Below are 19,857 nucleotides of genomic sequence, written 5' to 3'. Positions count from 1 at the left end.
GGCATTCACCAATTTCTCAGTACCTGAGAAAGTCTGTTTTCTGGAGCTTCGCTTCCGCTGGTGCTGACTGCAGCATTGGCGATCCAAAGCCAAGGTGGTTTAATGACTGCTTTATGAGAAACTGGTCCGCAGATCTTGCAACTGCGGCATTGATGGTGTGGCACTGCCTGTCGATGACGGCTCTGGGCTGCCTTGCGTTGTCTGGGAGAAGCATCTTGGTGAAGTTTCGCTGCAACCCTGCCGCCGCATTGCCGCAAGTCGGTAGTGAGCCCAAACTCTCTTCTGCTTGAAAGCCTTGCACGCCTGATTTCTTCGTGTGACATAGAAAGGTATGGGCCCAAAACCGCTTCATCCGGACGTACTTGAATTTATTTCCAGCCTGCGAAAGCTGGAAGCCATTCTTGCAGAGCACGATCAGGAGTTTTGGGCAGAGAAACTGTCACGAGTGCGCCAAGTCGCAGAAAAATCTGATGGTTACAGCGTACAATTATTTGAAGGATTATTTGGTGGCATGGGAAGCTTAAGCGACTTGATCCTTGATGCTCCGGCTTCCGCCAACATAGAGCTTGCGGAAGAACGAACACGTGCATACGAGCTGGCGCAAGCATTGAAATAAACATCCCGGAACGACTGCTTCGACCGCCCAGCGGACGACGGCCGGTATTTGAGGGCTGCAGACGCGGCGAACGGCGGCTTCTACTAGTGCTCGTGCAGCGTCTGGCCGCTGCTAAACCAAGACTTTGCAAAGGTCACTATCTGCGCTCCACGGCCCCCGGTGCAACCCGCAGCATCCCGTGAAGCAGCTTGGCCCTGCCGAGCGTCCGCTTCCGGGAAATTGACCATGAAATTTCGCACCAGCAGCATCTTTGGCGCGGCACCACTTATCTACGACCGCTTCGGGGCTGTGACTGACGTGCTGCGCCAGCGAAGGGCCGCCCCCAAGGCAATGACGGCAGAGGGCTCTCACCAAGATTTCGCCGCCACCAGGCAGAACCTCGGCTTTTGGGACACGGATGGCAGCACATCATCGGAAACGCCGCAGGATCAATCTCTTGGCCGGAGCTGTCGATGGCCGGTTCCTGTCCACGCACAATAAGGGTCTTGCTGCGTTGGCATTCGGCGGCAGGGAGCCCACTTCGACCAATGCTGCGCGCTGCATGACTTTCTACTTCCCACAGGCGGGGGTATTCCCGCCTGTGTCCCTTCCCTGCAGGATCAGCAGGTGTGATCCGGAACTAACTTGCCGGTACAGTGCGGTGCTGTCTCCATAGGCAATGCCCGAGACCGGGACTTTCTGAACATTCGCGGCTCATGCTCCCCATTCGCAGAAGTTGCGAAGTGCTCCAAGAGTAAGCGCGGCAGGCAGAGGCTCGCCGCGGTCCGAACCGGTCGGCCGCTAGGCTAAGCACCAGTATTCAGTCGGCACAATTGCTCTGCATCGCACTGCCGCACCCCACGGCTTCTCCACGCCCGGTTTTCCGCGTCCTGGCCCGAGCCAGCCTCAGTCCCGGATCACCGCCATGACTGCGCCGCCAAGCTCCTTCAGGGCCGCGTTGCGCGTGCCGAAATCCGCATCTGCGTCAGACAGAAAGATGGTGATGATCCACGGCGCACCCTTGTCGGGCGTGACCATTGCGATGATGTTGCGCGTGTGGCTGCCGCTGCCAGACTTGTCGAAGACCTGCCAGTCCGTGGGCGTGTCAGCGCTCAGCAGGTTGCCCGTCACGCCGCCATGGCTCATCCAGTCCGCCAGCTGATCGCGCGATGCCGGGGACAACGCACGTCCCAGCAGCAGCTTTTCCAGCGTGGCAGACATTGCAGCCGGGGTCGTGGTGTCGCGCGGATCGCCGGGGACGAATGCGTTCAGATCGGGCTCGCGCCGGTCCAGGCGGCTGACCGGGTCGCCGATGCTGCGGAAGAATTGCGTAACTGCCTGCGGCCCGCCCAGATGGTCGATCAGGATGTTGGCTGCAGTGTTGTCGCTCATGTCGATGGCGGCAAGGCACAGCGCGCCAATCGTCATGTCCCCGCCAACCCGTGTTTTTGCGACCGGCGAGTAGGACTGCAGATCCGCCTCGCGTACCGGCAGCGCATCGGAAAGAGCCAGTGCTCCCGCATCGCGCTGCGCGAGCACGGCCCCGCAGATCGGCGCCTTCACGGTGCTGTTCATCAGGAAACGTTCATCCTCCCGGTGCGACCAGACCGTCTGCCCTCCAACTTCTTTGAGCGACAAACCGACGCGCCCGCCAAGCCTCTGCTCAACTTGCGACACAGTTTCGGCCAGCGCCTCGAGGCGCGTTTCGGCGGCGGACAAGGTGGCCAGAGACAGGCCAAGAGCGAGCCCCGCCGCAGCGCGCGACAGGACGGAAGCGGTGAACCGCATGGGACGTTCCTTTCGGGATAAGAGCTAAAGACGACATCAGATGATGTCATGCGGCTGGTATAATTCAGCTTGATCCAGCGCTACAAACGACAAATCTTATCACCTGCCATTAGCTGAGGTATTGCCATGGATCGCCCCGACCTGCCGTTGAACGCCCTGCGCGTGTTCGAGGTTGCCATGCGGCAGGGCAGTTTCACCAAGGCCGCCGTCGAACTGCGCGTGACCCAGGCCGCGGTCAGCCATCAGGTCGCGCGGCTGGAGGATCTGCTGGGCGTCACCCTGTTCCTGCGCACCTCTCAGGGGCTGGTGCCGACCGACGAGGGGCAACGGCTTTTCCCGGTGCTCGAACACGGGTTCGATGCGATGGCGCGGGTGCTCGGCCGCCTTGGCGGGCAGCGTGACGTGGAGGTGCTGAAGGTCGGCGTGAACACGACCTTTGCGCTCGGCTGGCTGATGCCGCGGGTGGAAGCGTTCCGGCAGGCGCATCCAGAGATCGATCTGCGGATTTCGACCAACAACAACCGGGTGGAGATCCTGCGCGAGGGGCTCGACATGGCGATCCGCTTCGGCACCGGCGGCTGGACCGGACATGACGCAATCCCGCTAATGGAAGCACCGTTGGCGCCGCTCTGCGCGCCGCAGCTGGCGGCGCGTCTGCAGCATCCAACGGACCTCGCGCAGGCGACACTTCTGCGCAGCTACCGCAGCGCCGAGTGGCCTGGCTGGTTCGAAGCGGCAGGCGCACCATGCCCGCCGGTCACGGGCCCGGTCTTTGACAGCTCAGTAGCGCTTGCGGAACTTGCCGCCTCGGGAGCAGGTGCGGCGCTGCTGCCGGTCGCCATGTTCGAGAGTTTCATAGCCCAAAGCCGCCTGGCGCAACCTTTCTGCGTCACCTTTTCCGCCGGCCGCTACTATCTTGCCTGGCCGTCAGACCGCCCGGCAACACGGGCGATGAACACATTTTCCCTATGGCTTTCCGGGCAGCGCACAGGAGAGCCAAAGCTGATGCCCCTTGCTGGATCGGGAGAAGCATGAGCACTCAGTATTGCCGCCACTCATGGACCGGCAAGGCCGCGCGATGCACGAACGGTTGGTTTTCTGAAGCCTCACTTCGGAGTGGGCCAATGATCGTGTGCCCTCCCTCCCTAACAGAGGGTGTATAAGATTGTCGGTAAAGGGCCCGCACGAAGCCTTTATTACCCGACTTCTGCCAGGCAGAGAGTGATCGCTTTGGCAGATTTTCTTTAGCTGAGGCGCCTTCAAGAAATTCGTTTGAACAGATAGGCAAAAGGCGATCTTGTATAGGCGATACCGCGCCCAGAGGCCTTGATGTTTCCCACGGTGATCGACTGCGGCTTTTTCGGCACCATGTAGGCGTCCAGCTCCTTATCTGAAATACGGTAGTGGTCCCCTGCGGCGGTTACAACCGCAGCCAGTTCAAATCTCGGATCCAGCCCTGCAAGCGCTGCATCTCCATGACTGGAATTGGCCAGAAGCACACCGCCAATACGCAGCAAATGGCCGCAGGTTTCCGAGATGAACCCCGCATAGAGCGAGATCAGCAGGTCAAAGCTCTGCTCCTGTAAGGCCAGCGACCTGTAGTCGCCTGAAACGAAGCTGACCCGCCCGTTCATGTTCCCGCTATGATCACAGATAATTTGCGCCACCCCTTCGTCATCGGCAAAGAACGCCTCTGCCCGAGTGTCCATATCTGCGTAGGTCACATCGCCGTAGACAAAAGAGGGGGCTATATCGACATAGCTGCCTGGATAGAGGACCTTGCGCGCCGGAACGGCGGCGCTGACGGCCTGAAACAGCCGCCAGCGGTCGCCTTTATGGCGATCCTGTTTGTTCCACAGGATTTGGGTTCTTCGTTTCAACGCGCAGCTTCCGGTCCGTTGTTCCAAAGGTCCATGGCAATCTGATGGGCTATCATCTCTACGCAGAACCCGCCTTCTGCAACCGCTGCCGCGACACCGCTGAATCCGGTCCGGGCATCCCCAACCACGTATAAGCCAGGCACATTTGTTGTTCCCGCAGAGTCGGCCCGTTCCGGCATCCCCCAGTCATTCTCACCTTTTGCCAATACTCCCAGACGTTCTGCAAAACCGGTGGAGGGTGCGGAAAAATCCTCAACGGCAAATCCGCTTTGCCGCGCTATTTCCCGGCCATCCTCCAGCGTGACATGTGTGAGAATTCCTTCGGCGGATCGCAAGCCTGCAATATTGCCTTCCTCAACCGGGACACCCTTGGCAATCAGTTCAGCCTTCACCTTGGCGTCCAACGGCCGCCCATTGGTGAAAACGATCATATCGTCGGACCAAAGCCGCATCATCGGTACGAAATGCTCGACCTCATCGTGACCGAAGATCGCCAGCGCCTCCCCGGCATGCTCAAAGCCGTCACAAAACGGGCAGGGATAGACCGATTTTCCGTACACTTTTTCGATGCCGGGCAGCGCCAGCTGATCCAGATCGTCACGGTAGCCAGTTGCAATCACCATGCGTGCGCCGGTCAGAGTCTCACCACCCCAAGTCGTTACGGAAAAGCCCCCAGGCAGTTGTGCCACATCCACTGCCTTGTCGGCGATGTAGCGTACGGAAGGGTATTTACGGAGTTGCTCCTTGGATACTTCCAGCAGCGTGCTGGGATGCGCTCCGTCCCGTGTCAGAAAGCCATGCGAGGCTGTAGTGACGAAGTTTCGGGGCGCCTCGGCGTTTATAAAGGCGGTTTTGAGCCGGCTTCGCCCGGCTACCAGAGCCGCTGATTGCCCGGCCGGGCCGCCGCCAATGATGATAAGGTCGTAAAACACGCCTGCCATTTCTGTCTCCAGTTCTCAGTGCCATACCATTGACGGCTAGATAGGCTGCCTCCCTGCGTTGCTGGAGAGCGCAGATTTGGGTATTATCGGCTGATCTTATGGTTTTCAGGGTTTTCACATGGCGACGGACTATTCCGCTACTGCGCCGCATCCGCCCTGCTTTGTCATCCACGAAACGGGGGTGAAAACATCACCCGGCGCTGTTTGCGTCCATGCTGAACACGGGCTGATCCTGGTTTGCGACGGCTGGTTCACCATGGAGCAGCGCTATGAAGCCCTGTCCCTGCCAGGGACGGTTACGGTTGTTCCTGCTGGCGTTCCGCATGTTCCGCTGGCGGGCGAGGATCTGGAATACTGGCTGCTGGGGTTTTCGGCGGGAGGGTTAGGATTTGACGAAGCCCAGGCCGTCATGCGCCCGTTTGCCGAGGTCAGGCTTGGCGCAGCACCGGTGATTGCGCTGGACGATCCGGCTCAACAGCGTTTGCTGACCTGGTTCAAAACCCTTGCAGCGGAGACAAACGAACAAACCGACGAAAGCGCTGAGGTGCAGCGCAGCCTTATCACGCTGATTCTGGCCGAGATCACACGAGCCATCCCAAAGCCGCAGGAGGGCATGGCGAAATCTGCATTGGTTGCCAAGGCACTGCGTTACATTCAGTTGCATAGCCTGTCGCCAATATCGTTGAGTGACGTCGCCGCAGGCGTGGGCCGAACCGCCCCCCATGTTGCGGCAACCGTTAAATCTGAGACCGGTTTTACCGTTGGGACTTGGATCACGTCCGCCCGGGTCGCAAAAGCAGCTCAGCTCCTGCAGCATACCGATTTGACAGCCGCCCAAATTGCACCGCGCGTCGGTTGGCAGGACACAACGCATTTCATCCGCCAGTTCCGGAAAATCTATGGAACCACCCCTGCCGCCTGGCGCAAGACGATGCGACAGGCAAAATAGCAGCGGAAATCCGTCGCAACTATTTGCGCGAAGGATGATCTTGCTTCGCACCACGTGAATTGGCGCTACTGCAATAAAAGCGGGCTCAACCTGGACCGGCCGTTTAAACCAGAAGCGGCGAGCTCACCCTTTGAGCCCATCCTTGACAGCTCGCTGTGGTGTCGCGAAGGGCCGCTTCCGGTATTTTAACTTTGCGGATTGCCTCAAAGGCCCAGCTGGCATTGCGTAAAATATTGCGGCCACAGCTAGTTAGGCCTGGAAACCTGGCAGCTCCTTGGCCAGCATATCTATGAAATGTCTCACTCGTGGTTCCAGAAACCGCTTATGCGGATACAGGGCAATAATCGGCACCTCACCGCAATCGACGTCCGGTAAAATCCGCACCAGTATCCCAGCATTAAGGTCATCTTTCACTAGGGTACCCGGCAAAAAGGCGATGCCCATTGCTGACAGGGCCGCTTCGCGGAGCCCTTCCGCACTATCGAGCCGCAAACGCACGCGTCCCGGTGCAGTGCTCCAGAACCCGGGCGCTTCTTGTAAAGCCCAGGCCTGGCGCTGGCCGACACTTGAGAATTGCAGCAGGTCGTGTGCGCTCAGTTGATCAAGATTCTGCGGCCTGCCCAGATCCTTTAAATATTCAGGTGATGCGCACAGCACAGGCCGATCTGTCATCAAGGTGCGCGAGATGAGGGACGTATCAGGGGAGGAGACACCGACCCGCACAGCGAGGTCGAAACCCTCTTTGATGATACGGGTGACGGTATCGGAAAAACTGATTTCGAAACGAACTTCGGGCCATTCTTTCTGAAAGCGGCGAACAACGGGCATCAAGAGCCGCCGTCCCAGTGCATCGGGCGCTGCGATCCGAAGTGTCCCGCTGGGGATACCGTCAGTGCCCGCCATGCTCGTGTCGGCAGCGGCAATTGCTGCTTCGATGGCCTGTCCCTGGCGGTACAGTCTTTGCCCTTCTTCAGTCAGGCTAATCGCGCGGCTCGTGCGGTTCAGGAGACGGACACCGTACCTGTCCTCGAGCCGTGCTACTGCTTTTCCCGCCGTTGACCGGGACAGACCGAACGCTCTGCCGGCAGAAGCGAAATTCCCGGTCTCCACCACGGACAGGAAAACCAGAATATCATTTACCTTTGAACCGGCCATTTCACTCCTCTGGGCGAAATTTCTTCGCCTCAGCCACGAACAGGGTTCGCCTTTAGTTCAGCTTACATTGAACGCCATCAAGCGCAATAAAGGGAAATGAAATGTCGAACACACTCATCCGGATGAACCCGGCAACGCTGCCGGACGCCAGTAAGGTCGGCTACTCCCAGATCTCCATCTCTAATCCTGGCCGGCTGGCATTTGTCTCCGGTCAAGTTGCGTGGGACGCGGCGGGGTCTGCGGTGCCGAAAACGCTCGAAGCGCAAACCAGGCAAGTCGTTGCAAACCTCAGCGCTGCCCTGCAGGCCATCGGTGCCAGCACCAGCGATATCGTTCAGATGCGGATCTACATGACGGAGCTGAACGACGAGACAATAGGCGTCGCAATGGCGCAGATCGCAGGATTCCTCAAAGGAGAGCAGCCAAGCTTGACCGGTATCGGCGTCGCTGCATTGGCGGGGCCTGATCTTCAGATTGAGATTGAAATGGTTGTTCAAATTCCGACCTGAAGCAGGAAGAGGCGCGGAGTGATAAACTAAACGCGGATATTGTGATTTCAAGCTGCAGTGTCCGCAAAGTCCGCTCACCGTTGGTCGATCCAGGTTGCGGCAAAGGGGTGGATTGAATTTTGCCCTTCGAACCGACTGTCAACGGCCGGTTTAGCGACACATGCTGCTTTACAGCGAAAACCACGCCGCACCCGCGAGCGAATGCTGCGTCAGCAAACACAAAGAAAGGCAACGGCAGCAAAGTCCCCTGCAGCATACCTTGGCTTGTCAACTAGCAAAGGTCAGCAAACCGCGCGACCTGCATGAGCACCCGTCACGGCTGAAAGGCAGGACGGATATCTGCTTCGGGCTGAGGCTGTGTGGAAACGTGCGCCCGCGATCTCTCTCGTTGAGCTCATTTCCGCAGATGATCCGGAAAACCATTCAAATGGACGAGAGATTGCAGATATCTGGCGCTTCAGCTGAACAAGGGGATCGATTTGAGTTTCCACACTCCCTCGGCTGGCTGCGGAAGTGCAGTTTGCTTTGTGCGGCACTCTAGGCGCCTAGTCCTTGTGCCGCGCCGCCGCATGAGGATCCCGGCAGTAAAGAAAGCTCTTCTGAGTATAGGCGCAGCAAGAGCTGATGTTCGCACTCATGCGGCGGCGGAAAAACCCTACATCGAAAGCATGTTCGGTCCCACGAAGCCGATACTGCTCAGTCTCCTGCATGGATACACAGGTCGCAAGCCAGGCGAACTACCTGGGTACGATGCGAAGGCAGCCGGCGTGCTGGACGTCGATCTCCTGTACGAGATCCTCAACTTTTTTCGACGAGTATCTTCTTGTGTTCGCTGCCCGCTTTGCGGCCTCTGCCTGCCGCCACTGGTCTCTGCCGTCCATTATCCGGCAGCGCATTCCGCGGCGGTGTCCCAAGATGAATTCAGGCTGCCCTCGCATGAGCGGTCAAGGAGAACGCAGAGAGGCTTGTGTGATGCACTTAAGCTCCCAGCCGTTTGCGGGTGTCCTCATCCTGATCGCCATCTGCCATGCGCCCGAATGCCTGCCGCCACCCCGGTGCCAGATCCGCCAATTGCGACAGAACGTCTGCATCATCCCGGGAAATCCTGCGGGTCAGGCGGGCACGGGTGACCCGCAGAACGCTCCAGTCCGGATGGCGCCTTTCGGCCAGCGTAATCCGGTCGCCAGCAGCGGCATCCCCTTCTTCCAGAACGCGGTAGTACCACCCCGTGCGGCCCGTTTTCTGAAACAGATAGGGCATCTTTGCGTTGCCTGTGTGCAGCCCCAGTTTCCAGCACGGCTGGCGGCCCTGGCTGATCTGCACCGTCGCAGACCCCAGCCTGAGGATATCGCCGATGCAGAGGTTTTCTTCTGTCAGGCCAATTGTGGTGATGTTCTCGCCAAAGGCAGCCGCCTCAGTGCCAGCAGCCATATGCCCCTCGCGCTGCCAGGCGGCATAGTGATCGAAGGCATAGTGATGAACCGCCTTTTCAGCGCCGCCATGCACCGTCAGGCCCGCCTGCGCATCGCCTGTAAACCCGGTCAGCGTGACGGCCTGGCGGCCGGACACCTGGTCCTTTTGAATGGCCGAGGGCGCTTTGCCGTCCCAGCGGGTCCGGACAGTGCCAAAGAAAATGCCGCCGATTTCTGCCGACAGGTCAGGATGTGTCATTCAGGGTTCCCTGTGCTCAATGCAAATCTTGTGTTTTTCCCCAGCCGCCAAAGCCAGCCCCAGCAGGGTGCAGAAGCCGTGTTCTGCGCTGGCATCATGATAGGCGCAGGTCCGGCAACGGCCGAACGAGTGGCCTCCGTTGGCTGCCAATGCCAGATTCAGGCTTTGCATCAGGCCATCTTTCAGGCTGCGCTGCACATCCGGCGGCAGGCTGCCGATGGCCTTGGCGATCGGGTTCGCCTGCTCCGCCGCTGCAAGACCGTCCTCAGTGAGCGCATAGGATATTGACCGCTGGTCGGAGTCCTGCCGCCGCTCGGTGGCATACCCCTTGCGCACCAGCGCCTTCAGCGTCTGGGACATCGTGCCGCGCGTTGTTCCGAGATACTCCGCCACATGCGACGGGGACCGGGAAAACTGATTGGCTTCAGACAGATACTCAAGCGCGGCCTTTTGCGTCGGGTTCAGGTCCCCGGTCCAGCCGCCCGCGGAATCTATCCTGGCAAGACGGTTGATGAGGATACGGATGCCATGATCGTTTTTCATAGGCAACCAATAGCGAGTCGAAATTAAAGTTGCAATCCGCCTCTCCATTTAGTAGCGAGTCGCTACCAAATAACAGGAGACGATTATGAAACTGTCCTTTGCCGTGTTTGCCGCTGCTGCCTTCACAGCCTCCGCCGCCATCGCCGGCGGCGGCCACGCCCTGCATCAGGAGGGGGCCGTCATGTCCCCTGCCGATCCTGGCAAGGCGGCGGATTTTGACATTCTGGCCGCGCATGCGCATCGCGATGGCAATACTGTGACCTTCCACATGACCACTGCCGGCACCGCAGGCGCTTCGGTCCCGGATGCATCCGGGGCCGTTGGCGGTGCAGATGTCTGGTCTTATGTGTGGCCGACCTCTCTGGACCCTTCCGCAGTGGGGTTCGAGGGCGGCACCGGAATTCTTGCGCTGGCCGCAACCAGCCATCCGGATTTCGACGACACGCCGCTTTATGATGAGAACGGCGATGGCGACCCGGCCAATGACGGCGTCGAATGGCACAGCCATTGGGTGGTGCTGACCCCGTCAGACGCCTGCGGCCCGGGCGCCCTGTCCGTGCGCGACATTGCCGAAGGAACCGCGCCCAGACTGCCCGCAACATGGCCGGGGTTCCCGGTCTTCCTGGACAGCCCGGGCTTCACACCGCTGTTTGACGGGCCGGAAATCAGGGTGAACGCCGGATTTGCCAGCGATGTCCAGCTGGAGGGCGTTGCCTATGACGGTGTTACATCCGCCCTGCGGGTGAATGCAAACATCCACGCCCCGCTGCTCTGTGTCACCGATGTCTTCGATGTTGCCTCAGGCGACCTGAGCCTGCCCGGCAAGCTTCAATAATCCGCACCGGGCAGCCGCCGCAAGAAAGGCGGTTGCCCCTCATTGAGGAGAAAGCAAATGCAAGCACCAGAATTGCAGGTATCCGAATGGTTCAACACCAATGAAGATCTCAGTCTTTCAGACTTGAAAGGGAAGGCCGTGCTGATCGAGGCCTTCCAGATGCTGTGCCCCGGGTGTGTCTTGCATGGCATTCCACTGGCGCAGAAGGTGCAGCGGCACTTTCCCAGCGATAAAGTTGCGGTGATTGGTCTGCACACTGTTTTCGAGCACCATGATGCCATGTCGCCTGTGTCGCTGAAGGCCTTTTTGCATGAGTACCGCATCACGTTCCCTGTGGCGGTCGACACGCAGGGGGCTGGCCCGCTGCCGGAAACCATGTCCGCCTTCGGGATGCGCGGAACGCCAAGCCTTATCCTGCTGGATCAGGCCGGCCGGATTGCGGCGCATCATTTCGGCCAGGTTTCAGAACTGCAGCTAGGGGCGGAGATCGGCAATCTACTTGCAGGCAGGGCTGCCTCAATGACCACCTAGCCCGGGACCGAAGTTTCCAGCAAGTGCGATGGCAGCGGCTGCCCGGTGTGACTGGCTGGCCGGACACTCTGTTTGGACGGAACACCGGTTCACCGGGACCTGCTGCTGGCACCTGAAAAGCCCACGGCCCATCTGAAGCCCAGTGTGCCGGGCTGCCAGCAGGGCAGCGTCATGCCCTGCCTGCAGCGATCAGGGGTGCGGATGCGAAACTCCGAAGCGATTGATCAGGTAGGAAAAAATGTCTTCATCTTTCTCGATTCGGCGCACATCTCCCACACCAGCTTCGCTGAGGTCCGCCGAATGCGTGTCATCCCCGTCCGGCAGGACAATATGCGGGCAGCCCTGGCGATCGCCGGTGTATCCGGGCAAATCCCCGCGCGGGCGGGTGAAATCCACATAGCGCACATCAAGCTCCTGACGGATTTTCGGGAACATGCTCAGAAGACCTTCAACTTTCAGGCAGGCCGGGCAGTAGAATGGCGTATCGCCATATTCCGGATCGTTAAAGTCTGATTTCAGAAGGTACAGGATGGCTTCAGCCATGGATCATTCCTTTCAGGGTCCGCCGCTGCAGATAGTCAGGCTGGCTGCCGGTGTGCTTTTTCCGCTTGTGTCGAGCGCCGCATGCGCTTGACATATCGAACGTCGATGTATATCGCCACAGCATGAGCATCAATACCAAATCTCCGGACCTCCTTAGCCCCGGCTACTGGAACAGCACCATCAGGATGAGCTTGTCCAAGTTCTTCATTCTCTGTGTTCTGTGCGACCGCGACTTGCATGGCTATGACATAGCCAAGGAAGTCATCAACAGAACAAAGGGGTGCTGCGCCCCGAAGGAAGGCACAATCTATCCGGTTCTGAAACAGTTTACTGAGGGTGGTTACGTCACCTATGAAACGGAGACCGTCTCCGGCCGGGAACGCAAGATTTACACGGTCACTGACAAGGGCCGTGAAGCTTTCAAAGTCGGACTCGGGGAATGGATGAAAATCACACAGGCCCTGAATGATTGTGCGGGCACGGCTGAAGCTTAGTCTCAGCCGTTTTTTTGCCCTCCACCTTAGATGATCGATGCATCGTTAGACTACATATGAGATATTCACCCGATATCGCACACGCGGATGCTTTTTCTGTCGGCCGATATGCCAGGCAGATGCGTGCAGCCTTCCCTGGGAAGCTTGCACGCCCCGTCCCAGCAAGCAAATGCTTGGAGTTCCTTTGATGCAGACGTCAGCAAACGAGACAATCCACGCGGCAGAATTCAGTCCGGTTTTCCTGTCCGCATTTGGATTCGCTCAGCTATGCTCGTGGGGCACGCTTTACTACGCATTTCCGCAAATGGCTGAGGCAATGGGCGCCGAGTTCGGATGGGCCAAATCCGAGATCTATGCTGCGTTGACAATCGGGCTTTTGATGTCGGCACTGGTGTCCGTCCCGGTCGGCGCCGCGATTGATAAAGGGTATGGCCGTTTGATTATGACCGGGGGCTCGATCCTGGCGGGGATTTTGTTCTTGGCGTGGTCACAGACTCAGTCACTGCTGTGGTTCTACGTTGCTTTTGGCGGCATCGGCTGTCTTCAAGCGGCTGTCCTGTATAACGCTTCCTTTGCTGTTGTCGCCCGGCACTGCGACACCTCCAAAACTCGGGACTACGTGACAACCCTCACCCTATGGGGAGGGTTCGCCAGCACGGTTTTCATTCCCCTGATCGAATATCTGATGGGCTATTTTGACTGGCGCCAGGTTCTGATGGCTCTGGGCTTGGTCAACATTCTGGTTTGCGCAGGCATCTACTCTTTCCTGCCCCGCGCAGGTGCAGCCAGCACTGGCAAAACCCCGAGCCCGGAGAAAACCATGCCCAAAAACGCTCCGGCATGGGCGCTGCGTCAGCCGGTCTTCTGGGCGCTCCTGATGTGCTTCGTACTCTATGGCGCCATGGAGACATCCTTCCGTTTCCACCTCTATCCGCTGCTCGGTGAAAACGGCCTCTCAAGCGAAAATGCTGTCTTTATCCTGGCTCTGTTCGGTCCTGCCCAGGTTGCAGGGCGGGCATTCATGAAGATCTTTCAGACCAGAAGCATTGCATCCATCGGAATTTTTGTCGCCTCCGTCTTTCCTTTGGCATTGTTGGCCTTTGCCTTGTTCCCGCAGAGCTTTCCCGTGCTGGTCGCTGCCGCAATCGCTTACGGGGCCGCAACAGGCATCATGACAATTGTCATGGGGCTGTCCGTTCCGGAACTTTTGAGCAGAACATCCTACGGGGCAATCAATGGCATGCTCAACACGCCTGCCCTTATGAGCAAGGCCTTTGCCCCCGCAATCGCAGCGCTCGTCTGGAGCAGCAGCGGCAGCTATGCCGGGCTCCTCTACGGTCTGGCGGCCGTCAGCGCCACCATGATGCTGGCTTTCCTATCCGCAGTTTTCATCTCCAACCGCAACTCAGTCACTAACAAGGCCCCGGCCTGAAGGAGAACCTCCATGAGCACCTTTGACACCGCTCCCGAAAAGACTGGCGACAACTTTGTGCGCCACAATCCGAATTTCCTGAAAATGGTCTTCGGAAAGGAAGAGATGACCCCCTTGTGGGTTGCCGATATGGATTTTGCAATCGCAGATCCGATCAAAAATGCCATGCTGCGCATCGCAAACCGCGGACAATTCTGCTATGAATTCAACGCCAAAGGCGTGTTTGCCGCAATCTCTGGCTGGTATGAGCGCCGCCATGGCCTGACGCTGAATCCCGACAATTTCGAGCAGGTGACAGGTGTGCTGACAGCTGTATCGATGCTGATCCGCGAGCTGACCGAGGCTGGTGACAGCGTGCTGATGCAGGTGCCGGCCTACCACCAATTCGGCAAGGTGATCAGCGGTGCCGGACGCGAAGTGGTCAAGAGTGCGCTGCGCAACACAGACGGCGTTTACGAGATGGACTTTGACGATCTCGAAGAAAAGCTGAGTGCGCCTGACGTCAAAGCGATGATCCTGTGCAATCCGCATAACCCGGTTGGCCGCGTCTGGAGCGAGGATGAGCTTGCCAGGCTGGCTGCTCTGGCCGCCACACACGGTGTGACCATCATCAGCGACGAGATCCACGCTGACATCATCTACAGCGGCCACAAGTTCACCAGTCTGATGGCGGTAGACGCAGCGAACCACGTGGCGGTGATCGGCTCTCCGGCCAAGACTTTCGGCCTGCACAGCATCTCGAATGGTTACGTCTATACAGAGAACGCGGATATTCTGGAGCGTTTCAAGAAAACCGCCGATTCCATGTATCTGACGCACAGCAACGCCTTTACCCTGGCAGCAACCGTTGCAGCCTATGAAGAAGGCGATGCCTGGGTGGACAAACTGATCGCCTATCTGGAAGGCACCGTGAACTGGATCGATGGCTTCTTGAAAGAGGAACTTCCTGCAATCAAGATGTCACCGGTTGAAGGCACGTATCAGGTTTGGCTCGACTGTTCGGCAACAGGCCTTGAGGGCGACGCCTTGAAGGCAAAACTCAGCGAGTCCGGCTTTGGTGCCACACCTGGCACCTGGTTTGATCAGGAGGCAACCCGATTTATCCGGGTGAACATCGCAGCCCCCCGGGCCGATATCGAAGCCGCATTCAAGCAGTTCAAAACGGTGATCGACAGCTCTGGCGCGTCTGATTGCGCCCCGGCTGCCTGCACTCCCAAATCAGATAGCTGCTGCTGAGACTGACCCCGTACAGTCATTGCCAGCAGCCAACTTGGGCTGGGAGACCCGGCAAACGCGTTTGCAATCTCCCGGCCCCTTTCGGCCTCAAGGTTTTCCGATCCACCAGTGCGGGACGCAGCTACCTTCCCGCGCAGGTACCACGGCCCTTAGCGTCCAATAACTGCCTGAGTGAGTGGCTCGATCCTGCAGGCGCTGCTGTTATGGTTGCTGCAAAGGCTTGCCGCTGACTGGCGTGCGGACAGAGAGAGCCGCCAATGATCGCATAAGCCCCCGGCAGGACAGTGCCTGAAAAACGGCATTAAGATCAGAGTTTGCAATCAAACGAGCTTGGTGACTGGCTGTGAATACCTGAATATGAGGCCAGAACCGGAACCGGATAGGTTTCGGCCCTGGCGAGTCTCATATGGGTTTCAGAGTTCCGCGCGGCCGCCATCCACCACGATCTCGGCACCCAGCATGTAACTTGAGGCGTCGCTGGCCAGAAACAGGACCGCGGAAGCAACCTCATCCGGCTGGCCCATCCGGCCCGCTGGCACCTGCGTGCCGATCCGTTCGACATAGGCCCGGAAATGGTCATCCGTCTCATCCTTTCCGCGGTGAATCGGCGTCACGATGGTGCCGGGGCTGACGCAATTCACGCGGATCTTGCGCTCCAGCAGCTCCGCTGACATGACCCGCGCAAAGGAACGCACCGCTGCCTTGGAGGCCGATAGCAGCGCCTTGCCAGGTGTGCCGATCTGATTGAGCCAGGAGGTGTTCAGGATGATCGAGCCGCCTTCCGGCATCAGGGGCAGCACGGATTGGACAGTAAAAAAGGTGCCTTTCACATTCACATCCGTCAGCCGGTAGTACATCGCCTCATCGGTCTTGCCGAGCGGTGTATTGAATGCGGCGCCTGCATTGGCAAAGAGGATATCAACTTTGCCGAACTGATCTTCAAGTGCCGCCTGCATGCGCTCCAGATCATGCGCCTGGCTGATGTCAGCCTGAATGGCAATTGCATCGCCGCCAAGTGCGGCGCAAGCGGCTTCCAGTTTATAGGTGTCCCGTCCAGTGATAGCGACGCGGGCGCCGTTCAGCTGCAGCATTTTCGCGGTGGCAAGGCCAATTCCGCTGGAGCCGCCGGTGACAAGGGCGGTTTTTCCGTCGAGCATGACGTATGTATCCCGATTGATGGTGTTGAAAAGACCCGGAGCGGAGCGGCTCCCGCATGATGGGGGGGGCGGAAACAGCGGTTTCCGCTCCGGGCAAAGGCAAACCTGGTTTGCCCGGCTGGATCGCGGCGGGCCGCAATCCAGCCTCTCTCAGCCAGGTCTCAGCGCTGGCTTTCCTCTTTTTCCCAAAGGCTGCCAAAGTAGTCCTGCGCGGGCATTTTCACCTGCGGCAGGGTCTCATGGCTCACGCTGCCATCCTCCGGCAAAAAGCCGTTTAGATGCAGGATGTAGGCAGTGACCGCATAGGTCTCCTTGTCGCTCAGCTCTTTGGGGTTGAACGGTGGCATGGCCACGCGAACATAGTCGAAAATTGAGGTCGCGTAGGGCCAGGAATGCCCGGTGGACCAGAGGAAGCCGTGCTCCGGCTTGCCCTCACTGGCAAGTATCGGGATGTACTTGCTCATATCCCCTTCGCCCTTTTCACCGTGGCAGGCGGCGCATTGCTCCTCATAGACCACCTTGCCGTCCTGGACCGTTCCGCCGCCGGGCGGCAGGCCCTCGCCGTCGGGAAAGACGGTGGTGTAGAAGTTTGCGAGCTCCTCTGCCGGAACCTCGGTTCCCAGGGCGGGCGTGTCCTGTGCCGCGGCAGCACCTGCCGTCATCAGGACAATTGCGGCAGCCCTCGCCAGTACATGATTAGAAGACATTGGCGATGGCCCCCTGTCCGTCGATTTGCCAGGCCTGAATGGCGTTGTAATGGTTGCGGCTTCCCTCAAGATAGCGGCTCTTCCATTCCTGATGGGTGGGCTGGGTGTTGCCCCATTCATCCGTTGCCCGGCTTTGCAGGCGCGCCGGATCCCCGTTCCAGCGCCAAGGCAGGGTGAAGCGGGTCAGCGCTTTGCTGAGCACCGGGCCTTCCAGCTCTGCAGGCACCCAGGTCTTGCCGCCATTGTCGGAAACCTCAACCTTGCTGATCCGGCCATAGCCGGACCAGGCGAGGCCGGTCACCTGGTAATAACCCTTGTCGTGCAGCGTCTGCCCCACTGCCGGAGAGGTGATGACCGACTTGGTCCGCATGTACATGCTGAACCCTTCGATCGATCCATCCGCCAGAGTTTCGCTGTAGTGGCGGCTTTCCTCGCGGGTGTATGCCGGGCGGTCGGTGACTTCCAGCCGGTGCAGCCACTTGACGCTGGTGTTGCCTTCCCAGCCGGGCAGGAACAGGCGCATCGGGTAGCCCTGCGCCGGGCGCAGCCGCTCGCCGTTCTGATAGAGCGCGATGATCGCATCATCCATCAGTTTCGCCAGCGGGATGCTGCGCGCCAGCCCACCCGCATCCGCGCCAACGGCAATGACCCATTTGGCCTTTGGGTCAATACCGGCCTCTTGCAGCAGCAGCTTAACCGGGACGCCGATCCACTCGGAGCCGGAAAGCAGGCCGTATAGGTATTGCAGCGGTATCTGCTGCGGGTCCGAGTGATAGCCGTTGGGCGCAGTATTGCCGCCGCATTCCAGGAAATTGATCCCGCCCGTCATCGGATACCGCAGAAGATCGCTGGCTTTGAATTTCAGCGCGCGTTCGGTCATTCCGTGGATGATGAGTTCATGCGTTTCCGGATCGACATCCGGCACGCCGGAGTGGTGAGCGCCGAAATGCAAGCCCGAAGGGGTGATAATCCCTTTCTGCACATGAAGGGGCGAGAAAGACGCGGTCAGCGTTGACTGCCCGTGCTGCGGAAAAATCTTGCGGACAACACCGGACTCGTGCTGCGACGGGCTGCCGTAGGCTTCATCTTCGGCGCCCGGATAGAGCATGTTGTCCGGGAATTCCCTGGCCTTTGCAGCGCCTGCCGCCAGGGCCGCCGGAGCAGCCGCGGCGCCGGCAGTCAGAAGTGTGGCGCCTGTTTTCAGGAAGTCGCGCCTTCCCAGAAAACCTGTGTTGCGTGTCATGAGTTTCCTCCTTCTATTGAAGCCTTGCGGCCGGCTTTACGCATGGTGCGCGTGGCCCGGCCCGGGCGGAGGCTGCGCCCGGGCCGGTAGTAGATCAGACTGCGTGCCAGAACTGGTAGAGCAGGCCCACGGCAAAGGCGCCGGAGAGCGACAGGCCGAGGTAGAGGGCAAAGACCTTGGGTTTTGCCAGGGCCCAAACGGCCATGGCGGCAGGGATCGAGGTGACGCCACCGGCCACCAGGAAGGCAAGACCAGCTCCCGGCGCCATGCCTTGCTCGATCAGGCCACCGACCAGCGGCAGCGCCGCATAGCCATTCAGATAGGCAGGCACACCGACCAGCGTTGCGGTGACAATCGGCAGCAGGCCTTTACCGCCCAGCGTGGAGGTCACGGTCTCTGCCGGAACCCAGGCCAGCATCAGGCTTTCCAGGATAAAAGCCAGCAGCAGCCATTTGGCCAGGAACAGGGTTGTGGTCCAGGCTGTCGTGGCGAATTTTGCCCGGCGCTCCGCCTCGTGCCAGAATTTCCAGACCACCGGCCTGGGCGCACGCATTTTCGAGCCGCCGCAGCCGCCGTTGCCGACACCGTCGCGCAGCGGGTCTTGCAGAGCGCCGCCGTGGCTCAGCAGATGGACTGTGAGGCCGCCGAACAGACCCAGGCCAACGGCCGCAAGGGTTTTGGCCACGGCAAATTCGGCACCCAGCACGCCGGCGGTCAGGAAGAACATCGAGGGGTCCATGATCGGCGAGGCCAGCCAGAACGCCATGACGGCTGACAGCGGCACTCCCATCGCTAGAAGCGCTGCGATCAGCGGGATCACTCCGCAGGAGCAGAACGGCGACAACCCGCCAGCCACCGCACCCAGGGCGATCATCAGGAGCGGCGAACCGGTGAAGGCCTTTGCCACCAGGTTGTCTGCGCCGGTTGCCCCGGCCCAGGCCGCGACGGCAATTGAAAAAAGCAGGTATGGCGCCGTATGGGCCAGGGCCGCACCGGCGAAGGCTGCGCTGTCTGCGGATTGCGCCGGGTCGAACAGAGCGAGCAGCAGAAGGATGGCCGCGGAGGCCGCCCAGACGCGCTGGTCCTTGGCGAACTGCCAGGCGGCAGCGCCGGGCCTCGGGGTGTTTTCGGTTGCGCTAGTCATTTCCAAACCACCAGTTTTGTAGTTTCTTTTAATCCAAGAAAAGGCCGCCTGCGTCTCAAGCGGTCTCCTCCTTTGCCGTCAGGGTCACACCCGCGCAGCATTCCGACGTCAGAAAGTTCACGACAGACAGCATGACGGGATAGTCGACCCGGTTGTACACTTCGCGCCCGCGCTTTTCCTGCACCACCAGCCTGGCATCGACCAGCGTCGAAAGGTGATGCGCAAGGGTGGAGGCCGCCAGGCCCAGATGTTCGGCGATGTCGCCGACCCGCAGCCCGTCCTCCCCGGCTTTGACAAGCAGACGGAAGATGGCCAGGCGGGCGTCGTGACCGAGGGCGGCAAGAGCGCGTGCGTTAGAGCTTGAAATAGTCATGAGACGAAAATAACTAATAACCCGGTTTTGTCAATATGAGTCGGTGAAATTCCTCTAACCGTAAGGATGAACGCACTTTCGAGGGCTCAGAAAGCAACGGGGTGCGAGAAAATAGCAGCCGGCAAAAGCAC

At 59.5% G+C, this 19,857-nt stretch carries 23 protein-coding genes; 11 read left to right on the top strand and 12 right to left on the bottom strand.

All coding sequences use genetic code 11. The features are described 5' to 3' along the window. The 3 genes from VWY34_RS13965 to VWY34_RS13955 form a co-directional block, all read left to right on the top strand. On the top strand, positions 1-290 hold a 290-nt coding region (locus tag VWY34_RS13965), incomplete at its 5' end, for a hypothetical protein (RefSeq protein WP_416549057.1). A 41-nt stretch (positions 291-331) separates the two neighbouring features. Then, positions 332-616, top strand: coding sequence for a DUF6966 domain-containing protein (locus VWY34_RS13960; RefSeq protein WP_260101392.1), 285 nt, complete (start codon positions 332-334; stop codon positions 614-616). 225 nt (positions 617-841) lie between these two features. Next, the gene (locus tag VWY34_RS13955) at positions 842-1,096 is read left to right on the top strand and encodes a hypothetical protein (protein ID WP_416545753.1); all 255 of its coding nucleotides are present in this window, start codon (positions 842-844) and stop codon (positions 1,094-1,096) included. Positions 1,097-1,501: 405 nt separating this feature from the next. Here VWY34_RS13955 and bla read toward each other — a convergent pair whose 3' ends face one another. Further along, positions 1,502-2,314, bottom strand: coding sequence for a class A beta-lactamase (gene bla / locus VWY34_RS13950; RefSeq protein WP_416545751.1), 813 nt, complete (start codon positions 2,312-2,314; stop codon positions 1,502-1,504). A 195-nt stretch (positions 2,315-2,509) separates the two neighbouring features. On the opposite strand from bla, the gene VWY34_RS13945 reads away from it, so the two are divergent. Continuing rightward, positions 2,510-3,418: a LysR family transcriptional regulator gene (locus tag VWY34_RS13945; RefSeq protein WP_416545749.1), complete on the top strand. Its 909-nt coding sequence runs from the start codon at positions 2,510-2,512 to the stop codon at positions 3,416-3,418. 224 nt (positions 3,419-3,642) lie between these two features. Here the strand turns inward: VWY34_RS13945 and VWY34_RS13940 are convergent, their stop codons facing one another. Both VWY34_RS13940 and VWY34_RS13935 read right to left on the bottom strand, forming a co-directional pair. Next, positions 3,643-4,263 carry a hypothetical protein gene (locus tag VWY34_RS13940; protein ID WP_416545747.1) on the bottom strand — a complete coding sequence of 207 codons (621 nt, stop codon included), beginning with the start codon at positions 4,261-4,263 and terminating at the stop codon, positions 3,643-3,645. After that, entirely contained in the window at positions 4,260-5,204 is a 945-nt protein-coding gene (locus tag VWY34_RS13935) for an NAD(P)/FAD-dependent oxidoreductase (RefSeq protein ID WP_416545745.1), read from the bottom strand. Before VWY34_RS13935 ends, VWY34_RS13940 begins: the two co-directional genes overlap by 4 nt. A 118-nt stretch (positions 5,205-5,322) precedes the next feature. On the opposite strand from VWY34_RS13935, the gene VWY34_RS13930 reads away from it, so the two are divergent. Beyond that, positions 5,323-6,153, top strand: coding sequence for a helix-turn-helix domain-containing protein (locus VWY34_RS13930; RefSeq protein ID WP_416545743.1), 831 nt, complete (start codon positions 5,323-5,325; stop codon positions 6,151-6,153). A gap of 249 nt (positions 6,154-6,402) precedes the next feature. On the opposite strand, the gene VWY34_RS13925 is transcribed toward VWY34_RS13930, so the two are convergent. Next, a complete protein-coding gene (locus VWY34_RS13925; protein ID WP_416545741.1) occupies positions 6,403-7,308 on the bottom strand; it encodes a LysR family transcriptional regulator in 906 nt (301 codons plus the stop codon). Between the two features lie 122 nt (positions 7,309-7,430). Between VWY34_RS13925 and VWY34_RS13920 the strand changes: the two genes are divergently transcribed. Further along, positions 7,431-7,817 (top strand): RidA family protein, encoded by a 387-nt coding sequence (locus VWY34_RS13920; protein WP_416545739.1) that lies wholly within the window; start codon positions 7,431-7,433, stop codon positions 7,815-7,817. 978 nt (positions 7,818-8,795) lie between these two features. Here VWY34_RS13920 and VWY34_RS13915 read toward each other — a convergent pair. Both VWY34_RS13915 and VWY34_RS13910 read right to left on the bottom strand, forming a co-directional pair. Beyond that, positions 8,796-9,488, bottom strand: a complete 693-nt coding sequence (locus VWY34_RS13915) for an MOSC domain-containing protein (protein ID WP_416545737.1) — start codon at positions 9,486-9,488, stop codon at positions 8,796-8,798. Further along, positions 9,489-10,031, bottom strand: a complete 543-nt coding sequence (locus tag VWY34_RS13910) for a MarR family winged helix-turn-helix transcriptional regulator (protein WP_416549055.1) — start codon at positions 10,029-10,031, stop codon at positions 9,489-9,491. Between the two features lie 85 nt (positions 10,032-10,116). On the opposite strand from VWY34_RS13910, the gene VWY34_RS13905 reads away from it, so the two are divergent. Then, on the top strand, positions 10,117-10,866 hold the full coding sequence (locus VWY34_RS13905; protein ID WP_416545733.1) for a hypothetical protein: 750 nt from the start codon (positions 10,117-10,119) through the stop codon (positions 10,864-10,866). Between the two features lie 57 nt (positions 10,867-10,923). Next, positions 10,924-11,397, top strand: a complete 474-nt coding sequence (locus VWY34_RS13900) for a redoxin domain-containing protein (RefSeq protein ID WP_416545732.1) — start codon at positions 10,924-10,926, stop codon at positions 11,395-11,397. A 189-nt stretch (positions 11,398-11,586) separates the two neighbouring features. Here the strand turns inward: VWY34_RS13900 and VWY34_RS13895 are convergent, their stop codons facing one another. Beyond that, positions 11,587-11,940 (bottom strand): DUF3088 family protein, encoded by a 354-nt coding sequence (locus tag VWY34_RS13895; protein WP_416545730.1) that lies wholly within the window; start codon positions 11,938-11,940, stop codon positions 11,587-11,589. Positions 11,941-12,062: 122 nt separating this feature from the next. On the opposite strand from VWY34_RS13895, the gene VWY34_RS13890 reads away from it, so the two are divergent. The 3 genes from VWY34_RS13890 to VWY34_RS13880 all read left to right on the top strand — a co-directional run bounded on the left by VWY34_RS13890 (position 12,063) and on the right by VWY34_RS13880 (position 15,102). Beyond that, on the top strand, positions 12,063-12,434 hold the full coding sequence (locus VWY34_RS13890) for a PadR family transcriptional regulator (protein ID WP_416545728.1): 372 nt from the start codon (positions 12,063-12,065) through the stop codon (positions 12,432-12,434). 187 nt (positions 12,435-12,621) lie between these two features. Next, positions 12,622-13,866: an MFS transporter gene (locus VWY34_RS13885; protein WP_416545726.1), complete on the top strand. Its 1,245-nt coding sequence runs from the start codon at positions 12,622-12,624 to the stop codon at positions 13,864-13,866. A 12-nt stretch (positions 13,867-13,878) separates the two neighbouring features. Beyond that, positions 13,879-15,102, top strand: coding sequence for a MalY/PatB family protein (locus VWY34_RS13880; RefSeq protein ID WP_416545724.1), 1,224 nt, complete (start codon positions 13,879-13,881; stop codon positions 15,100-15,102). Positions 15,103-15,515: 413 nt separating this feature from the next. On the opposite strand, the gene VWY34_RS13875 is transcribed toward VWY34_RS13880, so the two are convergent. The 5 genes from VWY34_RS13875 to VWY34_RS13855 form a co-directional block, all read right to left on the bottom strand. Beyond that, positions 15,516-16,259, bottom strand: a complete 744-nt coding sequence (locus VWY34_RS13875; RefSeq protein WP_416545722.1) for an SDR family oxidoreductase — start codon at positions 16,257-16,259, stop codon at positions 15,516-15,518. A 161-nt stretch (positions 16,260-16,420) separates the two neighbouring features. Next, a complete protein-coding gene (locus tag VWY34_RS13870; protein WP_416545720.1) occupies positions 16,421-16,966 on the bottom strand; it encodes a c-type cytochrome in 546 nt (181 codons plus the stop codon). Next, complete coding sequence (soxC, locus tag VWY34_RS13865; protein WP_416545718.1) at positions 16,956-18,209, bottom strand: sulfite dehydrogenase; 1,254 nt, start codon at positions 18,207-18,209, stop codon at positions 16,956-16,958. The genes VWY34_RS13870 and soxC overlap by 11 nt, the downstream gene beginning before the upstream one ends. 94 nt (positions 18,210-18,303) lie before the next feature. Continuing rightward, a complete protein-coding gene (locus VWY34_RS13860) occupies positions 18,304-19,353 on the bottom strand; it encodes a permease (RefSeq protein ID WP_416545716.1) in 1,050 nt (349 codons plus the stop codon). Between the two features lie 55 nt (positions 19,354-19,408). Then, positions 19,409-19,726 carry an ArsR/SmtB family transcription factor gene (locus tag VWY34_RS13855; protein ID WP_259997277.1) on the bottom strand — a complete coding sequence of 106 codons (318 nt, stop codon included), beginning with the start codon at positions 19,724-19,726 and terminating at the stop codon, positions 19,409-19,411. Positions 19,727-19,857: the final 131 nt, after the last annotated feature.

Source organism: Phaeobacter sp. JH20_02 (genome assembly GCF_048056915.1).
Taxonomy (GTDB): domain Bacteria; phylum Pseudomonadota; class Alphaproteobacteria; order Rhodobacterales; family Rhodobacteraceae; genus Phaeobacter; species Phaeobacter bryozoorum.
The sequence above is the reverse complement of the archived record's forward strand: the minus strand, read 5'-3'. Positions and strand labels throughout refer to the sequence as shown.